Source organism: Bacteroides sp. 11BF, assembly GCF_019633765.1.
In the GTDB taxonomy this organism is placed as follows: Bacteria; Bacteroidota; Bacteroidia; order Bacteroidales; family Bacteroidaceae; genus Bacteroides; species Bacteroides hominis.
This window is the reverse complement of record NZ_JAFKPJ010000010.1, coordinates 39186-65194: the sequence shown is the minus strand read 5'-3', so window position 1 is coordinate 65194 and position 26009 is coordinate 39186. Positions and strand designations below refer to the sequence as shown.

Below are 26009 nucleotides of genomic sequence, written 5' to 3'. Positions count from 1 at the left end.
AGAGTAGGGTGTCGATAGGTACACAAGTTTTTGATTAAGGTATAGATTGTTGAAGGATACGATTTTGAGTGAAACATACAAATAAATAAAATAATGAAAAAACTATTTGCAATGGCTTTAGCAGTCGGTATGCTATGTAATGCACAGGCAGCCGATTTGTACAAAGCGAGTAAAAATGTAGCTTTGCGTGCTCCGGCAGTGCCTCTCATCACTTCCGACCCTTATCTGTCCATCTGGTCGCCCACAGATGCACTGAATGAAAGCAGCACGATGCATTGGACCGGAACGGAACATCCTTTGTTGGGTGCCATACGTGTGGATGGGAAAACCTATCGTTTTATGGGCAAAGATAAGTTGAACCTTGAGACTCTTGTTCCGATGACGGATACCGATACCTGGCAGGGAAGTTATACTTTTGACCAGCCGGCTGCGGGATGGAATACCCTTTCGTTCAATGCTGCCGGATGGAAAGAGGGTCAAGGTGCTTTCGGTACTCCCGATATGCCTCGTGTCCAGACTCGCTGGACTACTCCGGATATCTGGGTTCGTCGTGAATTTCAGATCAATGACGACCTGAACGGAGAAACCATCTATCTGAAATATTCGCACGACGATGTATTCGAACTCTACCTGAATGATGAGAAGCTGGTTGCTACGGACTATTCATGGAACAACGACGTATTACTCGAACTATCGGACGCAGCCAAGAAGAAGCTGCAAAAAGGAAAAAACGTACTTGCCGCACACTGTCACAACACAACAGGAGGTGCTTATGTAGATTTCGGCCTTTATCGCCTGAACAAACAGACGACGGGCTTTGAGACGGCAGCCGTCCAGAAATCGGTAAGCGTACTCCCCACACAAACTTACTACACGTTTACTTGCGGTCCGGTGGAACTGGACCTGGTGTTCACCGCACCTTTGATGATGGACGACCTCGATTTGTTGTCTACTCCCGTTAATTATATTTCTTACCGCGTTCGTTCGCTGGATAAAAAACAGCACGATGTGCAGATGTACGTGGAGACCACTCCACAGCTTGCCATCAATGAACTGACACAACCTACCCGTTCGAAAGTGATCCGTCGTAACGGTATCAATTATGTACAGGCGGGAACCATCGATCAGCCTATCCTCGGACGAAAAGGAGATGGAATCTGCATTGACTGGGGATATGCTTATCTGGCCGGAAATATAGGTGCCAATACGGCTGTCAGCCTGGGTAACTATTATGGCATGAAGAACGAATTTGCGACTAAGGGTACTTTATTGCCCACGCAAGCCGAATGCGTGACACGTCGTGCCGATCAGATGCCGGCTATGGCCTATACCGATAACCTGGGCAAAGTAGGTGCCGATGGCAAATCCGGCTTCCTGATGTTGGGTTACGATGATATTTATGCTATCGAATACTTCTACCAGCCTCGTATGGCTTACTGGAAACATGACGGTAAAGTGACTATCTTTGATGCCTTCGAACGTGCCAAGGCCAATTATGCATCTGTTATGGAACGCTGTCGTGCTTACGACCAAATGATTCTGAACGATGCAGAAAAAGCAGGTGGCAAAGAATACTCTGAACTGTGTGCGCTCGCTTACCGCCAAGTGATTGCCGCCCATAAGCTGTTCAAGGATGCGGATGGTAACTTGCTCTTCTTCTCTAAAGAGAACAATAGTAACGGTTGTATCAATACCGTCGACCTTACCTATCCGTCTGCCCCGCTCTTCCTGGCTTATAACCCCGAATTGCAGAAAGGTATGATGACCAGTATTTTTGAATACAGTGCCAGCGGACGTTGGAACAAACCTTTCCCGGCTCATGACATAGGTACATATCCTATTGCGAACGGACAGGTTTACGGAGGAGATATGCCGATTGAAGAGGGTGGAAATATGGTGGTTCTGACTGCTGCTATTGCCAAAGTTGAAGGAAATGCCGATTATGCCAAGAGGTATTGGGATTTACTGACTATCTGGACGGATTATTTGGTAGAATACGGACAAGATCCCGAAAATCAACTTTGTACCGATGACTTTGCCGGGCACTGGGCACACAATGCCAATCTTTCGGTAAAAGCCATCATGGGAGTAGCCGGTTATAGCGAAATGGCCCGTATGCTCGGTATGGATGATGTAGCCGACCGGTATGCCGCTAAAGCCAAAGCTATGGCTACTAAATGGGAACAAATGGCACGCGAAGGCGATCATTACCGTCTGGCTTTCGACCGTGAGAATACCTGGAGTCAGAAATACAATATGATTTGGGATAAAATGTGGAATCTGCACCTCTTCCCCAACAATGTGATGGAGAAAGAAGTCGCTTACTATCTGACCAAACAAAATCTTTATGGTCTCCCGTTGGATTCCCGCAAAGAATATACTAAGTCCGACTGGATTATGTGGAGTGCTGCCATGTCTTCGGACAAAGCGACTTTTGAGAAGTTTATTTCTCCGGTATATAAGTATGCCAACGAAACCGTATCACGCGTTCCGCTGAGTGACTGGCATTATACCGATAGTGGTAAATTTGTCGGTTTCAAGGCACGCTCTGTAATCGGTGGTTATTGGATGAAGGTATTGATGGATAAAATGCAGAAATAATAAGAACTGGTATATAATAGAGTTTACTGTTAAGGGTTGTATCCAAAGCTTGTTCAGCTTGGACACAACCCTTTCTTAATTTCCCTTTAAAGATACTCCATTGGAGCTCCTAACTAATTAACTAATAAGGATGTTTGGGTGTGAATCAATGCTGGCCGTAGGCCCAGTCTGCTTAACTCACCGAGGTTGGGCAACTTGGATAGGAAGGATGCACTGAAATTCAGGGATATGTCAAGGCAAATCAAACTCTGAGGGGAGTTATGTGAAAAAAGAGTGGCTAACAGTACATAACCATTAGCCACTCTTTTTATTTCTTTGTTTATGCAAGTTAGTAGTTGAATTTCAAATCTTCCACTACTGATTTGCATTATTTATAAACTTCCAGTTCGTAGATACGTGTATCTCTGCCTCCGGTGCTCTGTGTAGGACGGGTCACAAGCAGACGGATGTAACGTACTTTTCCGTCATAGTTCAGCGGACGTGAAACGACATTTGCATGGTTACCGTCGATAGCATCCAGAGTGGTCCATTCATCGCCCGGGTTCATTTTCCCTTGCAGGAAGCAACCATTGGTGATGTATGAGTGACTTTCCTGTCCGGCATTCACCATCTTCCAACCGCTGATGTTTTGTGCTTCACCCAGATCAAAGTCTACATAGTTCGGCGTTTGTGAAACGTCACACCATTTTGTATCTGTCTTGCCATCCAGCAGGAAGTCCGGTTTTTCTTCATCGTTGGTGTATCCTGAACAAGCAATGATTTTTGCTCCTTTCAGGATATTTTCGCGTACTACTTCTTTACCTTCTCCGGCAGTAGCTGCATTGCCTACGTTATTGGTGCGGAAAAGAGCACTGGCTACGGTTGTAACCGGTTCATTTTCGGCAACCAAGGTAGCAGCAAATAAAACCACCTTTTCATTTCGGGGCAAGATTACGCTGGTAGCTCCTTTCGGAATATCCATACCAAACTTGAACATATAAGTGAATTCATAAGGCTGATCACCGTTGGATGCATGGCGGTGTGTACCGACATAGGCAATCTCGGCGTCTTTGAGATATCCTTCGGTGTGTCCTTTGTGTCCCCATTGGCCGATGAAGCCGGTATAAGAAGGCACAACGAATGAAGCGGTCTGCTTGCCAATGCGGAAGTCGGCCTGATTGTCTCCTTCGGTAGAGGCGGCAAGGATATAGAGACGGTTGTATTTGTTTCCCGCAGGCAGTTGTAAAGTATCACCCTGACAAGTCATTCCGTTCGCAATTTCTTTCTCTCCCAAGCGGAAAGTGGTCTGACCGACTACCAATGAATCCGGCAGGAGCTCGGCAGCAAAAGAATAACCCGATTCGAAGTCGCCTTCTCCGCGGAATTCATTATAAGAAGCACATTTGCGGTCGTAGTCAAGTGGTAAAGCGGCATATTCGACCGGAGATGACTCACGTCCCGATGGTTTGAGGCGAACCTTGTAAGTTCTTACAGAATAAGGAGTAATGTTTACCTGCAACTTGTTTCCTTCGAAAGTTGCATCGCCGATTGCCTTTTCCGTACCGTTGGCTTCGCTGGCACTGATGATCTCACCGGCAAAAGTCAGTGTAGCACTCTGTGCTTTCCGACCCTCGGTTTCGTATACACGCACTACATACTCATCGGTTTCTTCCGCTTTCTTCAGTGCCTTGATCAATACATTGCGGTTATCTGAAGAAGCAAACGAGAACGATTTTCCGGCATTTCCTTTGTGCTTTTCAGTACGGAAGGCTTTCAACTGTTGATTCAGTATCTCAGCTTTCTCCACAGTACCGGGCTTGTCCAGCTTTCCCTGATGTGGTACGAGGCTATAAGTGAACACATGATGTCCGAAATCCTGGTGATCCTGATATGCATAACCATTACGTGTTTCCGGCGTGTGAAGCAGGGTGAGGCGGATCGTATGGTTATCCGGCTTGTCCCATCCATATTTGCTGTCGTTCATCACCGATACACCATAACTTCCGTCACGATCGGTCAGGTCGGCCCAATATTGTGCATATACTTCATAAGCGGTTTCGATATTATTCCCACGTTCGATGCTTCCGATACCTAAGTCATATGTAGCTTTCTCGTTCTCAATGTTGAGAGGAAATTCGGCTTTCAGCAGTGCGTTAGTCGATTGCCAGTCTACTTCATTATAGAAGTCGATGCGTTCTGCGCGGCTGCCTTCATATAGGCGTATATATTGGCGGAATACCGATTCTCCATGACGTTTCTCTACACAAAGCGATTTACGTAAGGTTCCGTTCTCTACTAAAGTCATTTTTACATCATCTGTAATCGAAACCGGAGTTCGGTCAGTTGTCTCTTTCAGCACTTCCCATGCCGGCCAGTTGTACGACTTATTTTGAGTGAAGAGTGCCAGGCGGATTGCTTTCCCGGCTTTCACCAGCTCTTTGCCGTTCTTTTTGTCAGTCAGAGAGACGATATCTCCGTTTTTATCCAATGTAATCTTATACAGGGAGTTTTCCAGGGTATTGACGTTGGGGGCAACATCACCTGTGGCGGTTCCCGATGTGCGTACGTCATATACCACATATCCTGTAGCCGGAACTGTTGCTTCTACCAGGATGTGTGCCTTTCCGTCAGTATAAGAAATGAGCTGTGCAGATACTTTTTTGCCCTTTTCATCGTACACCGTTATCCCTTTGGGAGCTTTCGGAAGGTCAAGTTCTATTTCCGCAATATCTGTAACCGCAAATCCCAGTGCATTATAAAGGATTACCGGAATACCGCTGACCCGTGTATCCAATTCTTTGCCGATGCCATGGATGGAGGAAGTTAGTATATTGGAGAACTGTTTCAGTGAGATCAGTTCATCGTTCCATGAAAATTCATAGGCACGCGGTATGCTGGTTCCTGTCAGGTCATCGTGGAACTGATGATAAATGAAGCGTTTCCATGCTTCATTGATGGTGCTTCCCGGGTATTTGGCCTGATTCAGCCATTCGGCAGCTACGGCAGCTCTTTCGGCAGCATCTCCCAGCAATTCGTTCTGGCGGTTGTACAATTTCATGGCGGTCTGTGAGGTGTAGCATCCTGTACCGTGGACATCCATCAACAGTTCACCGTCGTATATCGGTAATTCCGGATGATTCTTATAAGGAAGGTAGTCTTTATAAAGCTGGTCGCTGGTCGCACTGATAATTTCTACCGGACCGTTCCCTCGGAGTCCTTTCTCCACAGATCGGACGGACCCCAGTGTCGGTGATCCGCCGATATCGCCTGTACCGTAATATCTGTATACTGCATTAAGAGGTGTACGGTCTGCCAGCTCTTTCAGTTGTTCGTTTTCTGAAAGGTCTTCGTCGTTCCATCTTCTGCCATAATCATATCCATGTGCCAGCATGATAGACGATCCGTCTATTCCTTTCCATAAGCCGATGGTGAACGGATGCTTGCTCTTGCCATAGAACGGATGCACACGCCAGTCCAGCTTTTGTGAAGAGAAACCGATCAGTCCACAATGTGAAGCGATGGTAGGCAGTGTCCAGCCAAATCCGAAACAGTCGGGCAAGAAAATATCGGTGCTTTCTACTCCGAATTCCTTTCGGTAATACTGTTGTCCCAGCATAATATTGCGGATGAACGATTCAGTCGAAGGCACCAGAGCATCTGTTGCATCCCAGCTACTTCCGGAGATGTGCCAGCGGCCTTCCCCGATATACTTTTTCATTTCTTCGTATTGTGCAGGATAGTACTCCTTCATCCAGGCATATTTCACTCCGCCTTCAAAGTTGAACACATAGTTCGGATACTTTTTCAGCAGAAACAGGTTCTGGTTGATCGTGTTCCATACATACTCTTTAATGGTAGTCTGTACATCCCAGTTCCACTGAGTGTCCAGATGGGCATCTGCCACCATGTAGGCTTTCGCCTTTTTTTCCTGTTTGTTCCCTTGGGCGTACGAGGCTCCTCCGGATAACAGCAGGGTAGCTGCCAGCATAGCAATGTGTAATTTCATGTTTGCTTAATACATTATTTAATTAATAAATGAGGAATCATACAAAGGTGACCAAATTCGTAGAAAGGAGATGAAAAATACTGTTCAATAAATAGCAGAATCTGTTCAGATGTCGTTTTGAGGCTCTGTGGAGGGAATTGAAATGTTGAAAAGAACAGATTTTGTTGTTTATTGAACGGAAATTATTGTCTTATTAGCTAAAAATAACTTTCCTTTGCAATGTTTCGAAACCGTAAAAGCTATACTATGAAATACATCCCGTCTTATATCCCGGGGATTATTTCCATAACGATGCTTTTATACATTAAAGATTTATAGAACCTGTTTTTTAAATTTATGTACTATGCGTAAAAAAGAACAAATGTTTTGGCTCGCAAGTCGTAGCAGAATGTGGCGCATACCACTTTGTATGGCTGCCTTTTCGCTTTTACCAAGTGCCTATAGTTTCGCCGGTGCCGAAAATCCGGCAACAGAAACTGTATGGGCTGTGAACTCCGTTCAGCAACAACGGACCGTAAAGGGTATAGTTATCGACGCCAATGGCGAAGCGGTAATTGGTGCTAATGTAAAAGAGCCGGGAAGCACGACTGGTACCATCACCGATATTAACGGTGAATTCTCGCTGAGTGTTGGCTCTAAAGCTACACTGGAAGTCTCATTTATTGGTTACACAACACAAAAAGTAAACGTAGGAGCATCAAACACAGTTAAAGTAATTCTACAGGAAGATACTAAAGTACTCGATGAAGTCGTTATTACCGGTTTCGGAATGTCACAGAAGAAAGCGACACTGACAGGTGCTGTTTCTGCGATTAAATCAACAGATATTGAACGCTCTGCTGCGTCTACTGCTTCAGGAGCATTGGTTGGTAAGATCGCGGGTCTGAATACCCGTATGCAAGATGGACGTCCTGGAGCTTCTACAGCACTACAGATACGTAACATGGGTACTCCGCTGTTTGTGATTGATGGTGTGCAATCAGATGAAGGACAATTTAATAATATGGACTTTAATGATATTGAAAACATTTCAATATTGAAGGATGCTTCTGCTGCTATTTATGGTATTCGTGCTGCTAATGGTGTAGTAGTGGTGACTACTAAGAAAGGGCAACAGAAAAGTAAAAATACAGTTTCTGTCAATGCTTATTATGGCTGGCAGAAAAACTCAAGATGGATTCAACCTGCTGATGCTAAAACTTATGTAAATGCATATACAGCTGCTGAGACTTGGGCCGGCCGAACTGATGGAGAACGTAAATTCTCAAGAGAGGATTATGATAAGTGGATGGCTGGTACGGAGAAAGGTTATACCGGATTTGACTGGGGAGATTATATTTGGAAGACATCTCCACAATATTATGTAAATACTAACTTTTCCGGAGGTTCGGATAAAGCCAACTATTATGTATCTGTGTCACATATCAATCAAGATGCCACAGTTCGTAATTATGGTGGATTCAAACGTACCAATGTTCAGATGAATATTGATATGAAAGTCAATGATCGTTTCAAGATTGGGGCAAGTATGAATGGACGTATCGAGTCACGTAAGAATCCTGGAGTTCCTGGAGGTGATGACTATGATCTTCCTTTATATGCTAACTTGAAGAACTGGCCGACAATGGGTCCGTACGCAAATGATAATCCTCTTTATCCGCAGAAAGTTTCAACGGATATTAATACCAATTTTGCCCTTCTGAACTATGAAAATTCTGGTAAAATGACGGATGATTGGCGTGTGCTTCAAATGCAGGCTACAGCAGAATACGAACTACTGAAAGGATTGAAGGCCAAGGGAATGGTGGGATACTATTTCGCTTATAGAGAAATGGAAAATCATGAATATCCTTTTAAGTTGTATCGATATAATCAGGCTAATGATACTTATGAAGTGGATGCATCAATGAATACTCCTTATCGTGAACGTATTCGTCATAGAAATGAAGATTTATTCTCTAATTTCCAGTTGAACTATGATCGTAAGTTTGGTGATCATTACATTAATGCTATTGCCGGTTTTGAGGCCTCTCAACGTAAAAGTCCAAACTTTAATATAATCTCAACTCCGGTAGCTAATAATTTGAATCTGATTCAATTTAAGGAAATTAAAACGTTTAATGATAATGGGAACGATACCCAGGCTCGAATGGGATATTTGGGACGTATCAATTATAGTTATGCTGATAAGTATTTAGTTGAATTTATTGGTCGTTGGGATGGTTCTTGGAAGTTCCGTCCGGGAAATCGTTGGGGGTTCTTCCCTTCGGCATCTTTAGGATGGAGAATTTCTCAGGAGAAATTCTGGCAAGAAAGTAAACTGGAAAGCATTTTCTCTGACTTTAAGATTCGCGGTTCTTATGGTGTAGTAGGAGATGATAATGTAAGTGATTATTCTGCATTTGATTATTTGGCAGGCTATGACTATAATAGAGGAGGCTCAGTTATCGACGGACAGTATGTTGTAGGATCTGCCCCTCGTGGGTTACCCAATCAGACATTGTCATGGATAAAAGCCAAAATATTGGATATTGGTGTGGATATGGGCTTCTTTAATAACCGGTTGACTGCTCAGATTGACTTCTTCCGCCGATTGCGTACAGGTATCCCGGAGTCACGTTATGATGTATTGTTGCCTTCTGAAGTTGGTTTTGGATTGCCGAAAGAGAATCTGAGATCAGATCTCCATATTGGTTATGATGCAATGGTGCGTTGGACAGATAATATCAATGATTTCAATTATAGCGCTGGCGCTAATGTGACTTATTCTCGTTTCTATGATTGGGAACAATATGATGATCGTCGCAGTAACTCTTGGGATAGATATCGTAATAGTATTTGGCATCGTGTAGGTTATATAAACTGGGGATATGAGGCTGTCGGACGCTTTGAAAATTGGGAGCAGATAGCGACTTATCCGGTAGATATTGACCGTAAAGGTAATCGTACAGTTGTGCCGGGTGATATCATCTACAAGGACGTAAATGGTGATGGTGTTATTAACTTTATGGATGAACGTCCTATTGGTTACAGACAGGATGGAACTCCTAACCTGAACTTTGGTATCAATTTATCTGCTAGCTGGAAGGGCTTTGACCTTTCAATGGACTGGACAGGTTCTGGAATGACTTCATGGATGCAACAATGGGAAACGGCACGTCCATTCCAGAATGATGGAAATAGTCCGGGTGAAATCTTGAAGGATTCTTGGCATTTGGCCGATGTGTGGGATGCTGATAGTGAGTTGATTCCTGGTAAATATCCTTTGATACGTATGAATAATGCCGAAACATCTGCTTATGATAAGAGCACATTCTGGCTGCATAATGTACATTATATCAAATTGCGTAATTTGGAGTTCGGATATACTTTACCGAAAATTTGGTTAGCAAAATCGGGTATTAGTAATTTGCGTGTATATTTGTCTGGAACCAACCTGTTGACATTGACTAATGTACCCATTATTGATCCGGAAGGTTCTAAAGATAATGGCTTGATTTATCCAACGCCACGTATTATAAATCTTGGTATTAACCTCAAATTTTAGCAAACAATGAAAAAGAGAAATTTTATAGCTGTTGCTGCTTGTGCACTGGCATTAAGTAGTTGTAGTGGATTTCTGGACCAAAAGCCAGATCGCATTATGACGGAAGATCAAGTTTATGGAGATGTTAATCTGACAAAATCTGTATTGGCTAATTTCTATGAACGTATATCATTAGGCCAACATGTAGGAGATACGGATGGGTTCGCTCTGTTGGATGAAGCCATTACTTATGATACTAAAGATGATCAGGAGGTAGATCGTAACTGGTGGCGTACATATGATTATACATTGATCCGTAATATCAACCAATTCTTAAAAGGGTTGAGAGAATCGACCGCATTGTCTGAAGTTGATAAAACTCCTATGGAAGGAGAGGCTCGTTTTATACGTGCATGGGTTTATTTCTGTACTTGTCGTACTTTGGGAGGAATGCCAATTGTTGGTGATGAAGTGTACGATTATACTTCTGGTATGGATATTACTACTCTTCAGGTTCCTCGTGCAACAGAGTCTGAAATGTATGATTATATTATAGAAGAGTGTAAGGCCATTGCGGAAATGTTGCCGACCGAACCTTCAAAGAATGGAGCTCGCGCAACTAAATGGGCCGCAAAAATGCTTGAAGCAAGAGCAGCCGTTTATGCAGGTTCTATTGCCCGATACAATACAGTTGCCGATTATCCATTGTTGAATCCGGAAACAGGAGTAGTAGGTATCTCTTCAGAGAAAGCAACTGATTATTATAAGAAAGCGTTAGCTGCTGCAGAAGAGGTTATCAATAGTGGAAAATATTCTTTGATGAGAGTTGCTGATGATGCTACTCCGCAAGAGAAAGCAGACAACTTCTTTAAGGCTGTATGTGAAAAAAATGGCAATACAGAAGTCATTTGGTCACGTGATTATATTTATCCGGGACAAACTCATGGTTATACCAAGTCAGTACAGCCCCATGATGGTGCCGAAGATGGAGGAAATAGCCGTTTATCTGCATTACTAAATCTGGTGGAAGCTTTTGAACCTATAGCTACAGATACTCCGGGAGAAGGGGCTAAGTTTGATGTTGGTACAAAGGATGATCCTAAATTTTATACTAATCCCGAAGATTTATTTGAAGGTCGCGATCCTCGTTTGGCCGGAACGATTCTTTATCCTGGTTCTTCTTTTAGAGATAAAACTGTCGTTTTGCAAACAGGACAATGGATTAAAAACGCTGATGGACAGTGGGAACAGAAATTGGGTCAGAGTCTTGGAGAAAAGGATGAGCAAGGAAGGTATGTTACAGCTTTGAATGGTCCGATGGTACGTAATGACCAACGTGAGTGTAATCGTACTGGTTTTTATATCCGTAAATATCTTGATAAAACGACTTCTGCCGGAACTGACCGTGGATCTGAAATGTGGAATGTTTATTTCCGTCTCTCTGAGGCTTATTTGATAGCTGCAGAAGCTGCTTATGAACTTAATGGTGGAAGTGATGCTACTGCTTTGAAATATATAAATGCAGTACGTTCCAGAGCAGGTGTTAAAGAATTAGCTTCTGTCAACCATCAACAGATTATGCATGAGAATCAAGTAGAGTTTGCCTTTGAAGGCCATCGCTGGTGGGATTTGAAACGTTGGCGTCAAGCTGATAAGATCTGGACAGGCTCAGAAATGGATATCACGGCTACACGCCGTGGCTTGTGGCCTTTCTTAGTTGTCTCTGACGATGATAAGAATGGAAAATGGGTTTTCTTTGAAGAAAATATGAATCGTTATTATAGAAATCCGTTGAAATGTCTACCTAAACACTATTATGCTGAGTTAGATAATGGTTGGCTGAATAACAATCCGAAACTGGTGAAGAACCCGTATCAATAATCTTAAATTAGAAAGAAATAATGAAAGCAATATCCAAAATTTTTTCAGCACTACTATTGGTAATGATAGTTATTACCAGTTGTACAAAGGATAATTATGATGCTCCGGAATCAATGCTGACTGGAGAGGTCGTTTATGAAGGAGAGGCTTTGCAACTACGTGGAAATGAGGCGGTCCGATTGTTCCTTTATCAGCGTGGTTATGAAAAGCATGATCCGATTGAAGTTTTTGTAAATCAAGACGGAGCTTATTCCGCATGCTTATTTGATGGTGAGTATCAATTGATCACCAAAAGTGGTAATGGCCCTTGGTCAGAAGAAGGCCGCGATACTATTAATGTTATTGTCTCTGGTAATACTGTACAAAATGTAGAGGTCGTTCCTTATTACATGGTCAGAAATGCTGAGATGAAACTGAATGGTAATGTAGTGACAGCTTCCTTTAATGTAGAAAAGATTGCAGGAAAAGAAATAGACCGTGTCTTCTTTATGTTAGGAACAACTCAATACATAAATGATGGTGAACACAATGTTGATCGTTTTGATGATGCAGATGGCGCCAAAATGGCTGAAATAAATGTAACAGGTGCACGTTATGAGTTTACTCCTAAGGACTATACAGACAATAAAATGTTTCAAACAGCTTTGAAAAGAGGTACTCTTTTCGGCCGTATTTGTATATGGCCAAAAGGTTCTGATCAGGGAATTTACTCTGAAGTGATTCGACTGAAATAGTTTATAATAATGTATAATGAGGGAAGGGTATCGGGTTTTCCTGATACCCTTTTCTTTTTCAATAAACTTTTTATTAACTCTTACATTTATTGTATTATGAACAAGAAATTCTTTATCGTAATATTGGCATTTGCATTCTCAGGTGTGACAAATGTAATGGCTAATACATCGAAGGATGAAGTAGCAGAAGTAAGTAGCACGAATAAAGTGACAGCTACTGAGTATTATTTAGAAGCTGCGGGACAGAGTATTCTATTGAACTTTTAGATTCCTCTCAAAGAAAATTAAAAATTATGACTAAAAGAGGAGGGCATGTTGAGATCAACTGTCATGGGCATGGTATTGTACCAGATGATCGTTTATTTTATACAGCCGATAGTTGGATAGGAGAAATTATAACTGATGAGATCAATACTGAAGCTTTTACCATAAGTACTAGTTATAATGAGAGTGCAAGTAGCTCTACTATTAAATATGAAACTCGGTATTATTATATCAGAGAAAGATAATTTGATAACTGGTTAAAATTAAAGTCTCCTATGTTTGGGTTTATTTCTGATAAACTGAATAAGGGGACTTTTCTTAATTTATATATTCAGCATGAAGAAACTTTTATTTTCCCTTTTTACTGTTTTTTCTTTCTGTGTACCTTCCATTGCACAGCAGTATTCCAATCCCGTTATTAATTACAGCCTTCCCGACCCTACGGTTATCAAGGCAGATGACGGCTATTATTACCTGTATGCAACGGAAAATATCCGGAATCTCCCTATTCACCGATCGAAAGATATGGTAAACTGGAGCTTTGTGGGTACGGCTTTTACCAATGAAACCCGCCCAACATTCGAGCCGAAAGGAAATCTTTGGGCACCGGATATAAATAAAATCGGTGATCGGTATGTGATGTATTACTCCATGTCTGTTTGGGGTGGAGAGTGGACCTGTGGTATCGGTGTGGCTGTCGCAGATAAACCCGAAGGGCCTTTTACCGATCATGGAAAACTCTTCCGCAGTAACGAAATCGAAATTCAGAACTGTATCGATCCTTTCTATATAGAAGATGGTGGCAAGAAATATCTTTTTTGGGGGAGTTTTCATGGCATTTATGGAGCCGAGTTAAGTGATGACGGACTCTCATTGAAAGAAGGAATGAAACCACAGCAGGTGGCAGGCACAGCCTATGAAGGAACTTATATTCACAAGCGGGGAGGTTACTACTATTTGTTTGCTTCCATCGGTCGCTGTTGTGAAGGGTTAAAGAGCACCTATACCACAGTGGTGGGGCGGTCAAAACACTTATTCGGTCCTTACGTAGATAAAAAAGGGGTATCGATGCTGGAGAATCACCACGAAGTGCTGATTGATAAAAATGCAGCATTCGTGGGCCCCGGGCATAACTCTGAAATCGTAACAGATGATAAAGGAGCGGATTGGATGTTTTATCACGCTGTCAGTGTAGCCAATCCTGAAGGAAGAGTGTTGATGCTCGACCGTGTAAACTGGAAAAAAGGATGGCCTGTTGTAGAGGGGAATACACCATCGTTGCAAGCAAAAGCGCCTGTTATCCGGCACAAATAAGGGGGTAAACATCAGTATTCTGCTATACTTCTAATGGTCTGTATACCGATATGTTACGTCTTATTCCGTTATCTCTATCTCGTCCCGCATGCCCGGGCCCGTCAGCCCGGGTATGCGGGCTCATGGGCCCGGGTATACGGGACGGGGTAAACATCGCACCATTTTCAGCTAAGTAATAGGGAAAAACAAAATGCTTTATACGGCATATTTGCTTAGAAAACTCGACTTTATTCTTTGTGAATCAGTTCTTTATTCTGAATTATTCTCCTAAAACAGTGGGTGGAAGATGGAAGATACAGGTGGAAGATAAACGGGCTGAAAACGCGATCTTCCACCAAGTCATCCTGCTGATTATTAGAATGATAATCGTTGAAAGGTGGAAGATGGAAGATTGAAATGCATTTTTTGTATGAGAGACGGCATAGCGAGAACTACAAATGAATTCTTTTCATATTGCTGAATGTGTTTCTTGGTCACGCAGAATATGGAATGAACAAATTCAGGTCAAAAGCCTGCTACAAATGTTCCAATATTGATATTAAGTGTTCTATCCCTTGTTTTTGGTCAGTTTTTGCTATTTATTGAATAATAATTATCCTCCTTTCTCCAATATTTCCCCAATCTTTGTAACATCAAAATTTAAAATCTGAGGCAAAGACATGAAAAACAAAGTACTGACCCTGGTAACTATCTTATTAATTCTTCCCTGTACACTCGCATGGGCTGCTCAGCCCGGGGATGGAAAACTGAAGCACTTTACGAAGAAAGACGCAACGACGGCAATCGATGCTTTTCATTCTACTTTTTATAATCCGGAGATGAAACTGTATGCCATTTCTTCGGATATGAAAGGAAGAGCTGCCATCTGGGTGCAGGCTATCTATTGGGATATGATTATGAACGCGTATAAACGTACGAAGGCTCCTGAATATCGCCGGTTGATAGAAGAGGTGTATCAAGGCGGATACGAACAATACGATAAATACAATTGGGACAATAAAATAGAATGGTTTATTTATGACGATATGATGTGGTGGATTATTTCGTTGGCGCGTGCTTACGAAATCACCGATGATCCGAAATATCTGGCACATGCCTCTTCGGGATTCTATCATGTCTGGAAAGAGTCGTACGATAAAGAGCGGGGTGGCTTGTGGTGGAATTTCAAGCACGATGGCAAGATGGCTTGCATCAACTATCCGACTACAGTAGGTGCCATGACTCTTTATAATGTAACCAAAGATCCCGACTATCTGGAAAAGGCTAAAAACGTATATGCATGGTCGAGGGATGTTTTCTTTGATAAAGAGAAAGGTCGTATAGCAGACAATATGCACTATCATTTCCAGAGACAGAACGGTATGGACATAGACTGGACAACCCAACTTTATAATCAGGCTACATTCATCGGATCGGCAGTGATGCTTTACAAAGCAACCGGCGAAAAGTCTTACTTGGACGATGCCATTCTGGCTGCGGACTATGTTCGCAACGAGATGTGTGATTCTGACGGACTGCTGCCGTTCAAGAACGGAGTGGAACAAGGTATTTATGCCGCCATCTTTGCACAGTATATCATTCGCCTGATAGAAGATGGCAATCAGCCTCAGTATATGGATTGGTTACGCCACAACATAGACGTGGCGTGGAACAACCGGGATGTGAAACGCAACGTGACATTCAAAGATGCAGCCAAACCCTGTCCGACAGGTGTGATGGAAAGCTATGATGCCAGCGGATGTCCCGCTTTGATGCAAGTGATTTCTCCATTCAAATAACAACACAAACACGTGACAACACAAACACATGAGTAAGAGGGTATTAGTTTTGATTGGTTTGTTTTTGGCCTGTGGCGGCGTCTATTCTCAAACCGCCACAGGCACAAAAACGAATTTCCAGACAGCAGAGCCGTGGAAACCGGAAACAGATGTGCGTGCCGATGCCGTGATGGTATACGGAACGCTGGATAAGAAAGGCGTTACTTTTGAGCAACGCGTACAATCGTGGAGAGACAAAGGATACCGGGCCGAGTTTATGACAGGGGTGGCCTGGGGAGATTATCAGGATTATTTTCTTGGAAAATGGGATGGGGTGAAAGATCACCTCAAAGAGGGGCAGCGTGACCGCGAAGGACGGGAAATTGCACACGGGCACCTGATTCCTTATATCGTACCTACCGAGAGCTTTATCCGTTACATGCAGGAAAAGCAGATCAAACGGGTGATCGATGCGGGCATTACTTCTATTTATCTGGAAGAACCGGAATTTTGGATGCGGGGCGGATATAGTGAAGCTTTCAAGTCTGAATGGCAGAAATATTACGGATTTCCCTGGAGAGATCAACAGGAATCTCCTGAGAATACGTACTTATCGAATAAACTGAAATATTATCTTTATTATAACGCTCTTAACGAGATATTTACGTATGCCAAAGCATATGGAAAATCGAAGGGGCTGGATGTGAAGTGCTTTGTGCCTACACATTCACTGGTCAATTATACGTCGTGGCAGATCGTAAGCCCCGAAGCGAGTCTGGCTTCGCTGGATTGTGTAGATGGATATATAGCGCAAGTCTGGACAGGAACTGCCCGCGAACCGAACTATTATAACGGAGTGAAGAAAGAGCGGGTATTTGAGAATGCTTTTCTCGAATATGGATGTATGAAATCGATGACGGCTCCGTTGAGCCGTAAGATGTATTTTCTGACGGACCCTATTGAAGATCGGGCGAAGGACTGGCTTGACTATAAGATAAACTATCAGGCTACTTTTGCTGCCCAACTGATGTATCCGACAGTAGACACGTACGAGGTGATGCCTTGGCCGGATCGTATTTATCAGGGATTGTATCGTGTGGCGGGGACAGACCGGAAAGAACGTATTCCGCGTGACTACTCTACACAAATGCAGATTATGGTAAATACACTGAACGATATACGGACTTCGGAAACCCGGGTAAGCGGTACGCACGGCATCGGAGTGCTGATGGCAAATTCACTGATGTTCCAGCGCTTTCCCGACCACGATGGTTATGACGATCCGCAATTCAGCAGTTTTTATGGGCAGACCTTGCCATTACTTAAAAGGGGAATACCGGTAGAATTGGTACATATGGAGAATACTCCGTTTGAGGAGACGTTTGAAGGGTTGAAAGTGTTGGTCATGTCTTATTCGAATATGAAGCCGATGGAACCCCGTTACCATGATTTCCTGGCAACCTGGGTGAAAAAAGGGGGAGCCTTGATTTATTGTGGTGAAGATATTGACCCCTATCAGTCAGTGCTGGAATGGTGGAACTCCAATGGTAACCGGTATAAAGTCCCTTCGGAACATTTGTTCGAAAAGCTGGGACTGGATAAGTCGCCTGTCAACGGGACTTATTCTTGTGGGAAAGGAACAGTGACCGTCCTGCGTGAGGATCCGAAACATTTTGTGCTGAAAAGTGGGAATGACCAACGATATTTTGACACGGTTTCGGCTGCTTACAGAAAGACTGCCAAGAAAGAAATAGAACTGAAAAATAGTTTCCTGCTTGAACGGGGACCCTATACCATTGCTGCCGTATTGAACGAAAGCGTCTCTGATGCTCCGATGGAACTTTCGGGATTATATATCGATCTGTTTGATAAAGATCTTCCGGTGCTGACTCGTAAAGCAATTCGTCCCGGTGAACAGGGTTATTTATATAATGTCAATCGGGTTCCGGGCGGGACAAAGGCAAAAGTCCTTTGCGGTGCTTCCCGGATATATGATGAAAAGATAGGAAAACGCAGTTATTCATTTGTTGCGAAAAGCCCGTTGCATACAACCAATGTTTCGAGAGTGCTTCTTCCGAAACAACCGCGACGGGTTTGTGTGAACGGGAAAGAAGAACTTGAACCGGGAAAATTGTGGGAAGAGCGTTCGGGTACCTTGCTGTTGAGGTTTGAGAATGATCCCGCCGGCGTGCAAGTAGATATTGAATGGTAAAAACTATAAAAAAAGAATCTGAAGTTATGAAACTTAAACTATCGACTCTGTTCTTAGGTGCAGCCGCCATGCTGAGCAGTTGTGGTGCACCGCAGGACATCAAGAGTGACAAAAATGAGTTGCGTGCGCCGGCTTATCCGTTGGTGACAATTGACCCTTATACCAGTGCCTGGTCGTTTACGGATAATCTGTATGACGGACCGGTGAAACACTGGACGGGTAAGGATTTCCCGTTCCTGGGTGTTGCCAAGGTAGACGGACAGATTTACCGTTTCATGGGAACGGAAGAACTGGAGCTGCTTCCGCTGGTAAAGACCTCGGAACAGGGCAAGTGGACAGCTAAGTATACAACAACGAAACCGGCTGACGGCTGGCAAAATGCCGATTTTAATGATGCTGCATGGAAAGAAGGCGAGGGCGCTTTCGGTACTATGGAAAATGAAAGTACAGCCAAAACCCAATGGGGAGAAGAGTATATCTGGATACGCCGTAAAGCGGATATTAAAGACAACCTGCAAGGTAAAAATGTATATCTGGAATATTCTCACGACGATGACGCCATCATCTATGTGAATGGCGTGAAGGTGGTGGATACCGGTAACTCGGCTAAAAAACACATGCTTGCCAAACTGCCGGAAGAGGCTGTGGCCGCACTGAAACAGGGAGAGAACCTGATTGCAATTTACTGTAACAACCGTGTTGCCAACGGTCTGATCGATTGCGGTCTGTTGGTAGAGAAGGACAATACACAGAACTTTACTCAGACAGCCGTGCAGAAATCAGCAGATGTGCAGGCAATGCAGACCAATTACGAATTTACTTGTGGACCGGTGGATCTGAAACTTATCTTCACTTCACCTCTCTTTATGGACAATCTCGATTTGATGGCTCGTCCGGTGAACTACCTTACATATGAAGTAGCTTCGAATGATGGAAAAACACATAACGTAGAACTTTATTTTGAAGCCGGTCCGCAGTGGGCACTCGACCAACCTCATCAAGAAGCCGTAGCCGAAAGCTTTACCGAAGGTGATTTGGTATACCTCAAGACAGGAAGCCGCAATCAGGAAATATTGGGTAAAAAAGGCGATGATGTCCGCATTGACTGGGGATATTTCTATCTGGCTGCTGACAAGGAAAACAGCACTTGTGCAACCGGAGATGGAAAAACACTGAGAAAGAGCTTCATCGACGGACAACTGACTTCATCGAAAACCGATGGAAGTGATAAGTTGGCATTGGTTCGCTCACTGGGTGAAACGAAGAAAGCAGAAGGACATCTGCTCCTGGGATACGATGATTTATATTCTGTTCAGTATTTTGGTGAGAACCTCCGTCCGTACTGGAATCGTACCGGAACCGAAACCATTCTGTCACAGTTTGCAAAAGCCGATAAAGAGTACGATGCATTGATGGATAAATGTGCCGCATTCGATGCCAATCTGATGAAAGAAGCCACCGAGGCCGGTGGGCGTAAATATGCCGAGCTCTGTGCGCTGGCTTATCGCCAGGCTATCGCTGCCCATAAGTTGGTGGAAGCTCCGAACAAGGACCTGCTGTTCCTTTCAAAAGAAAACTTCAGCAATGGTTCAATCGGTACGGTAGACATCACTTATCCTTCTTCTCCTTTGTTCCTTATGTACAATCCGGAATTGGCAAAAGGTTTGATGAACCACATCTTCTATTATAGCGAAAGTGGAAAATGGAACAAGCCGTTTGCCGCACATGATGTAGGTACTTATCCGTTGGCTAACGGTCAGACATACGGTGGCGATATGCCGGTAGAAGAATCGGGAAATATATTGGTACTGACTGCTGCTGTCGCTGCTGTTGAGGGGAATGCCGACTATGCTCAGAAACATTGGGATGTACTGACCACCTGGACGGATTATCTGGCAGAATACGGTCTGGATCCGGATACCCAGTTGTGTACAGACGACTTTGCCGGACACTTTGCACACAACGCCAACCTGTCTATCAAAGCCATTCTGGGTGTAGCATCTTATGGCTACCTGGCTGATAAGTTGGGCAAGAAAGAAGTGGCTGAGAAATATACACAGAAAGCCAAAGAAATGGCTGCCGAATGGGTGAAGATGGCAGATGACGGTGATCACTACCGCCTGACCTTTGACAAGCCCGGAACTTGGAGCCAGAAGTACAATCTGGTATGGGATAAACTGATGAATCTGCAGATATTCCCTGAAACAGTTGCACAGAAAGAGATAGCTTACTATCTTGGCAAGCAGAACAGATATGGATTGCCGCTGGATAACCGTGAAACTTATACCAAGACCGACTGGATTATGTGGACTGCTACACTGGCACCGGATAAAGCCACATTCGAGAAGTTTATCGACCCGGTTTACCTGTTCATGAACGAGACTACCGACCGTGTACCGATGTCTGACTGGGTATTTACCGATCGTCCCAACCAGAGAGGTTTCCAGGCTCGTTCGGTAGTAGGCGGATACTATATCAAGATGCTTGAGAAGAAGTTGAAAAAATAAGATTCTGTCGCAGGTTACACGGATTTTCACAGGTTAATCATTTTTCCCATTGATATTGAAGATTAAAGAATCTGTGTTAATCCGCGTAATCTGTGGCGAATTTAAAACCATTATTATCATGAAGAAATTAGCGCTATTACTTGTTGGCGTACTGGGTACTGCTCTTTGTACTTTTGCAAAGAACACAACAGAGCCGGTGGACTATGTGAGTCCGTTGGTTGGTACCCAGTCAAAACATGCTTTGTCTACCGGAAATACATATCCGGCTATTGCCATGCCTTGGGGGATGAACTTCTGGGTGGCACAAACCGGAAAAATGGGTGACGGATGGGCTTATACGTATGATGCTGATAAAATCAGAGGGTTTAAACAGACTCACCAGCCCAGCCCGTGGATTAATGACTACGGGCAGTTTGCCATTATGCCTGTTACGGGAAAGGTGGTATTCGATCAGGATCAGCGCGCAAGCTGGTTCTCGCATAAAGCTGAGGTTGCCAAACCGTATTATTATAAAGTATATCTGGCCGATCATGATGTAACTACCGAGATTGCTCCGACCAGCCGTGCGGCTATGTTCCGTTTCACTTTCCCTGAAAGCAATGACTCTTATGTGGTGGTAGATGCTTTCGACAACGGTTCGTATGTGAAAGTGATTCCGGAAGAGAACAAAATCATCGGATACACGACCAAGAACAGTGGAGGTGTACCCGAGAACTTTAAAAATTACTTTGTACTGGTTTTCGATAAACCGTTCACTTTCACTGCAGCAGTAACCAACGGTAATATCCGTCCGGGTGAATTGGAATCGAAAGATAAACATGCCGGTGGTATTATCGGTTTCTCCACCCGTCGTGGAGAAACGGTAAACGTGCGTGTCGCTTCCTCCTTCATCAGTCCCGAACAGGCTGAACAGAACCTGAAAGAACTGGGCAAAGACAATCTGGAAGCTGTTGCTGCCAAAGGACGCCAGGAGTGGAACAAGGTGCTGGGACGCATTGAGGTGGAAGACGATAATATGGATCATCTCCGCACGTTCTATTCTTGTCTGTATCGTTCGGTACTCTTCCCGAGAAGTTTTTATGAACTGGATGCCAAAGGAAGCCCGGTACATTACAGCCCCTACAATGGGAAAGTCTTGCCGGGTTATATGTTTACCGATACCGGTTTCTGGGATACTTTCCGTTGCCTGTTCCCGTTCCTCAACCTGATGTATCCTTCGATGAACGAAAAGATGCAAGAAGGATTGGTGAATACTTATAAAGAGAGTGGATTTCTTCCCGAATGGGCAAGCCCGGGTCACAGAGGCTGTATGGTAGGAAACAATTCCGCTTCGGTAGTGGCCGATGCCTATCTGAAAGGTCTGAAAGGATACGAGATAGAAACCCTCTGGGAGGCAGTGAAGCACGGTGCGAATGCAGTTCATCCGCAGGTTTCCTCTACCGGACGTCTCGGTTACGAGTATTACAATAAACTGGGTTACGTACCCTACAATGTAGGTATTAACGAGAATGCCGCCCGTACGCTGGAATATGCTTATGATGACTGGTGTATCTATCAACTGGGCCGGGCGCTGAATAAGCCCGAAGAAGAGATAGCCGTCTATGCACAGCGTGCCATGAACTATAAGAACCTGTACGATAAAGAACATAAGCTGATGCGTGGCAAGAATAAGGACGGACAATTCCAGTCACCATTCAACCCGCTGAAGTGGGGTGACGCTTTCACCGAAGGAAACAGCTGGCACTATACCTGGTCCGTATTCCATGATCCTCAGGGACTGATCGATCTGATGGGCGGACAGCAAGGATTCAACCAAATGATGGACTCGGTGTTTATCCTGCCTCCTGTATTTGATGACAGCTATTACGGTGGTGTGATTCATGAGATCCGTGAAATGCAGATCATGAATATGGGACAGTATGCCCACGGTAACCAGCCTATCCAGCATATGCTTTATCTGTACAATTACTCGGGACAACCGTGGAAAGCGCAGCATTGGATTCGTGAGGTGATGGATAAACTTTATACACCCAATCCTGACGGTTATTGCGGCGACGAAGACAACGGGCAGACATCGGCCTGGTATGTGTTCTCTGCAATGGGATTCTATCCTGTATGTCCGGGAACGGATCAGTACGTGATGGGTACACCGTACTTCAAGCAGATGAAACTGCATCTCGAAAATGGCAAGACGGTGGTAATCAGTGCACCGGGTAATAGTAATGAAAACCGTTACATCGCGTCGATGACTGTAAATGGTAAGTCGTTAACCCGCAATTACCTGACACATAAAGAACTGATGAACGGTGCGAAGATCACGATGAAAATGTCGTCTACTCCCAACAAACAGCGCGGAGTGCGTGAATCGGATTTTCCATATTCGTTTTCTAAAGAAGTTCGTTGAGGCTGCAAAAAAGATAACTTATATAAACCAATCAAGATTATGCCAGGAAAAAACTCAAAGAAAATGATCGGGGCATGTGTCGTAACTGCGGCATTGCTCTGTGTACCTTCGGTTCTGAAGGCAGAAGGTATGTTGTCACATTATACTTGTGTGGCAGATGCTATTCAGAAAGACAACCGTCCGGAACCGGCTAAACGTCTGTTCCGTTCACAGGCAGTAGAAAATGAAATTATCCGCGTACAGAAGCTGTTGCGTAATTCGAAGTTGGCCTGGATGTTTACCAACTGTTTTCCGAATACGCTGGATACCACCGTACACTTTCGTATGGGCAAGGACGGCAAACCCGATACTTTTGTTTATACCGGAGATATTCATGCCATGTGGCTTCGCGACTCGGGCGCCCAGGTATGGCCTTATGTACAGCTCGCCAACTCCGATCCGGAGTTGAAAAAAATGCTTGCCGGAGTGATCAACCGCCAATTCAAGTGTATCAATATCGATCCGTATGCCAATGCGTTCAATGACGGTCCTAAAGGCGGCGAATGGATGAGTGACCTGACGGACATGAAGCCTGAACTGCATGAACGTAAATGGGAAATCGACTCACTCTGCTATCCCTTGCGTCTGGCTTATCAGTACTGGAAGACAACAGGTGATGCCAGTATCTTCGATGAAGAATGGATACAGGCGATTACCAATGTATTGCGTACTTTTAAAGAACAACAGCGTAAAGACGGTGTAGGCCCGTATAAGTTCCAGCGTAAGACAGAGCGTGCACTCGACACGGTGACTAACGACGGACTGGGTAACCCGGTGAAACCTGTCGGACTGATTGTTTCTACTTTCCGTCCTTCGGATGATGCTACTACACTGCAATATCTGGTTCCTTCGAATTTCTTTGCCGTGTCTTCGCTTCGTAAGGCAGCCGAGATTCTGACAACGGTAAATAAAAAGACCGCTTTGGCCAACGAATGTAAGGCTTTGGCAGATGAAGTGGAGACAGCCTTGAAAAAATATGCTGTTTACAATCATCCCAAATACGGAAAGATCTATGCTTTCGAGGTAGACGGTTTTGGCAACCATATGCTGATGGACGATGCAAACGTTCCGAGTTTGCTGGCTATGCCTTATCTGGGCGATGTTTCAGTGGACGATCCGATTTATCAGAATACCCGTCGCTTTGTGTGGAGCCTCGACAATCCTTACTTCTTTAAAGGTAAGGCAGGCGAAGGCATTGGCGGACCGCATATCGGTTACGATATGGTATGGCCTATGAGTATCATGATGAAGGCTTTCACCAGCAAAGACGATGCAGAAATCAAGTCGTGCATTAAAATGCTGATGAATACGGATGCGGGTACAGGCTTTATGCACGAATCGTTCCACAAAGACAATCCGGAGAAATTTACCCGTGCCTGGTTTGCGTGGCAGAACACTTTGTTCGGCGAATTGATCCTGAAACTGGTGAACGAAGGTAAAGTGGATATGCTGAATAGTATACAATAAGGATATAACGAAACAGAAAAGAATACGATTCACCACAGATTACGCGGATTACCACAGAATTTTTGATATAAAGTCTCAATAGGACAATTTATTAATCTGTGGAAATCTGTGTAATCTGTGGTGAACTCAAAACAGTTTAATCATGAAGAAATTAGCTGTATGGGCACTTGGTGCCCTCTTTGTAGCCGGTTGTGCAAAGACAGAACAGACTACTACGGATTCCGGTTTGGTGAAGAGTAACTTCCGGACTGAAGTGAACGGAAAGAAAACCGATTTATACGTACTCCGGAATCAGAACAACATGGAGGTTTGCGTCACTAACTTTGGCGGACGCATCGTTTCGGTGATGGTTCCCGGTAAAGACGGGGTGATGCGTGATGTGGTACTTGGCTTCGATTCCATTCAGGATTATATCAGCAAACCTTCGGATTTTGGTGCGAGCATAGGCCGTTATGCCAATCGCATCAATCAGGGAAAGTTTACGCTGGATGGTGTTGAATACCAGTTGCCGCGCAATAACTACGGACATTGCCTGCATGGTGGTCCGAAGGGATACCAGTATCAGGTATATGATGCTCTTCAGACCGGTCCTCAGGAACTTGAACTGACCTATCGCTCAAAAGACGGTGAGGAAGGTTTCCCCGGTAACATTACTTGCAAAGTAATCATGAAACTGACAGACGATAATGCGATTGATATTCAGTATGAAGCCGAAACTGACAAACCGACTATCGTCAACATGACCAACCACTCTTATTTCAATCTGGATGGTGATGCCGGCAGCAACGCAGATCATCTGCTGACTATCGACGCCGATTCTTACACTCCGGTGGACAGCACCTTTATGACTACAGGTGAGATTGTGACAGTGGAAGGTACTCCGATGGACTTCCGCACACCGACTCCGGTTGGTGCACGTATCAACGATTTTGATTTTGTTCAGTTGAAGAATGGCAATGGCTACGATCATAACTGGGTGCTGAATGCCAAGGGAGATATTACCCGGAAAGCCGCAACTCTCGAATCGCCCAAGACAGGTATCGTACTCGATGTATATACCAACGAACCGGGTATTCAGGTGTATGCCGGCAACTTCCTCGATGGTTCGCTGACCGGAAAGAAAGGCATTACTTATAATCAACGTGCTTCTGTCTGTCTGGAGACTCAGAAATATCCCGATACACCGAACAAGCCCGAATGGCCTTCGGCTGTGTTGCGCCCGGGTGAGAAATATAACAGTCATTGTATATTCAAGTTCTCGGTTGACAACGGCAAATAATCACAAGCGTTTTTAGTTGTATTGGCATAAGGAACATAG

12 protein-coding genes and 1 pseudogene are annotated in these 26009 nt (G+C 44.1%); 12 read left to right on the top strand and 1 reads right to left on the bottom strand.

The features are described from left to right. Positions 1-93: 93 nt before the first annotated feature. Positions 94-2601: a glutaminase domain-containing protein gene (locus tag JZY04_RS11965; protein ID WP_122142588.1), complete on the top strand. Its 2508-nt coding sequence runs from the start codon at positions 94-96 to the stop codon at positions 2599-2601. Positions 2602-2968: 367 nt separating this feature from the next. On the opposite strand, the gene JZY04_RS11960 is transcribed toward JZY04_RS11965, so the two are convergent. Beyond that, entirely contained in the window at positions 2969-6586 is a 3618-nt protein-coding gene (locus tag JZY04_RS11960) for a glycoside hydrolase family 38 C-terminal domain-containing protein (RefSeq protein WP_122142587.1), read from the bottom strand. Positions 6587-6929: 343 nt separating this feature from the next. On the opposite strand from JZY04_RS11960, the gene JZY04_RS11955 reads away from it, so the two are divergent. The 11 genes and pseudogenes from JZY04_RS11955 (at position 6930) to JZY04_RS11905 (ending at position 25970) form a co-directional block, all read left to right on the top strand. Next, on the top strand, positions 6930-10133 hold the full coding sequence (locus JZY04_RS11955) for a TonB-dependent receptor (RefSeq protein WP_122142586.1): 3204 nt from the start codon (positions 6930-6932) through the stop codon (positions 10131-10133). 6 nt (positions 10134-10139) lie between these two features. Then, positions 10140-11993 carry a RagB/SusD family nutrient uptake outer membrane protein gene (locus JZY04_RS11950; RefSeq protein ID WP_022012520.1) on the top strand — a complete coding sequence of 618 codons (1854 nt, stop codon included), beginning with the start codon at positions 10140-10142 and terminating at the stop codon, positions 11991-11993. Between the two features lie 20 nt (positions 11994-12013). Further along, the gene (locus tag JZY04_RS11945; protein ID WP_122142585.1) at positions 12014-12727 is read left to right on the top strand and encodes a DUF3823 domain-containing protein; all 714 of its coding nucleotides are present in this window, start codon (positions 12014-12016) and stop codon (positions 12725-12727) included. 96 nt (positions 12728-12823) lie between these two features. Next, a pseudogene (locus JZY04_RS21510) lies at positions 12824-13236 on the top strand (hypothetical protein). A gap of 91 nt (positions 13237-13327) precedes the next feature. Continuing rightward, a complete protein-coding gene (locus tag JZY04_RS11935; RefSeq protein WP_122142584.1) occupies positions 13328-14305 on the top strand; it encodes a family 43 glycosylhydrolase in 978 nt (325 codons plus the stop codon). 659 nt (positions 14306-14964) lie between these two features. Continuing rightward, positions 14965-16083 (top strand): glycoside hydrolase family 76 protein, encoded by a 1119-nt coding sequence (locus JZY04_RS11930; RefSeq protein WP_101604157.1) that lies wholly within the window; start codon positions 14965-14967, stop codon positions 16081-16083. A gap of 28 nt (positions 16084-16111) precedes the next feature. Continuing rightward, entirely contained in the window at positions 16112-18274 is a 2163-nt protein-coding gene (locus JZY04_RS11925; protein WP_122142583.1) for a hypothetical protein, read from the top strand. 26 nt (positions 18275-18300) lie between these two features. Beyond that, the gene (locus JZY04_RS11920; RefSeq protein ID WP_005822815.1) at positions 18301-20781 is read left to right on the top strand and encodes a glutaminase domain-containing protein; all 2481 of its coding nucleotides are present in this window, start codon (positions 18301-18303) and stop codon (positions 20779-20781) included. A gap of 118 nt (positions 20782-20899) precedes the next feature. Continuing rightward, positions 20900-23185, top strand: a complete 2286-nt coding sequence (locus JZY04_RS11915) for a GH92 family glycosyl hydrolase (RefSeq protein WP_122142582.1) — start codon at positions 20900-20902, stop codon at positions 23183-23185. A 39-nt stretch (positions 23186-23224) separates the two neighbouring features. Further along, complete coding sequence (locus JZY04_RS11910; RefSeq protein ID WP_005812073.1) at positions 23225-24691, top strand: glycoside hydrolase family 125 protein; 1467 nt, start codon at positions 23225-23227, stop codon at positions 24689-24691. 142 nt (positions 24692-24833) lie between these two features. Beyond that, the gene (locus JZY04_RS11905; protein WP_005779199.1) at positions 24834-25970 is read left to right on the top strand and encodes an aldose epimerase family protein; all 1137 of its coding nucleotides are present in this window, start codon (positions 24834-24836) and stop codon (positions 25968-25970) included. Positions 25971-26009 lie beyond the last annotated feature (39 nt).

Coding starts and splice junctions, on each gene's coding strand:
- JZY04_RS11965 (WP_122142588.1), top strand. CDS start 94: ATGAAAAAACTATTTGCAATGGCTTTAGCAGTCGGTATGCTATGTAAT.
- JZY04_RS11960 (WP_122142587.1), bottom strand. CDS start 6,586: ATGAAATTACACATTGCTATGCTGGCAGCTACCCTGCTGTTATCCGGA.
- JZY04_RS11955 (WP_122142586.1), top strand. CDS start 6,930: ATGCGTAAAAAAGAACAAATGTTTTGGCTCGCAAGTCGTAGCAGAATG.
- JZY04_RS11950 (WP_022012520.1), top strand. CDS start 10,140: ATGAAAAAGAGAAATTTTATAGCTGTTGCTGCTTGTGCACTGGCATTA.
- JZY04_RS11945 (WP_122142585.1), top strand. CDS start 12,014: ATGAAAGCAATATCCAAAATTTTTTCAGCACTACTATTGGTAATGATA.
- JZY04_RS11935 (WP_122142584.1), top strand. CDS start 13,328: ATGAAGAAACTTTTATTTTCCCTTTTTACTGTTTTTTCTTTCTGTGTA.
- JZY04_RS11930 (WP_101604157.1), top strand. CDS start 14,965: ATGAAAAACAAAGTACTGACCCTGGTAACTATCTTATTAATTCTTCCC.
- JZY04_RS11925 (WP_122142583.1), top strand. CDS start 16,112: ATGAGTAAGAGGGTATTAGTTTTGATTGGTTTGTTTTTGGCCTGTGGC.
- JZY04_RS11920 (WP_005822815.1), top strand. CDS start 18,301: ATGAAACTTAAACTATCGACTCTGTTCTTAGGTGCAGCCGCCATGCTG.
- JZY04_RS11915 (WP_122142582.1), top strand. CDS start 20,900: ATGAAGAAATTAGCGCTATTACTTGTTGGCGTACTGGGTACTGCTCTT.
- JZY04_RS11910 (WP_005812073.1), top strand. CDS start 23,225: ATGCCAGGAAAAAACTCAAAGAAAATGATCGGGGCATGTGTCGTAACT.
- JZY04_RS11905 (WP_005779199.1), top strand. CDS start 24,834: ATGAAGAAATTAGCTGTATGGGCACTTGGTGCCCTCTTTGTAGCCGGT.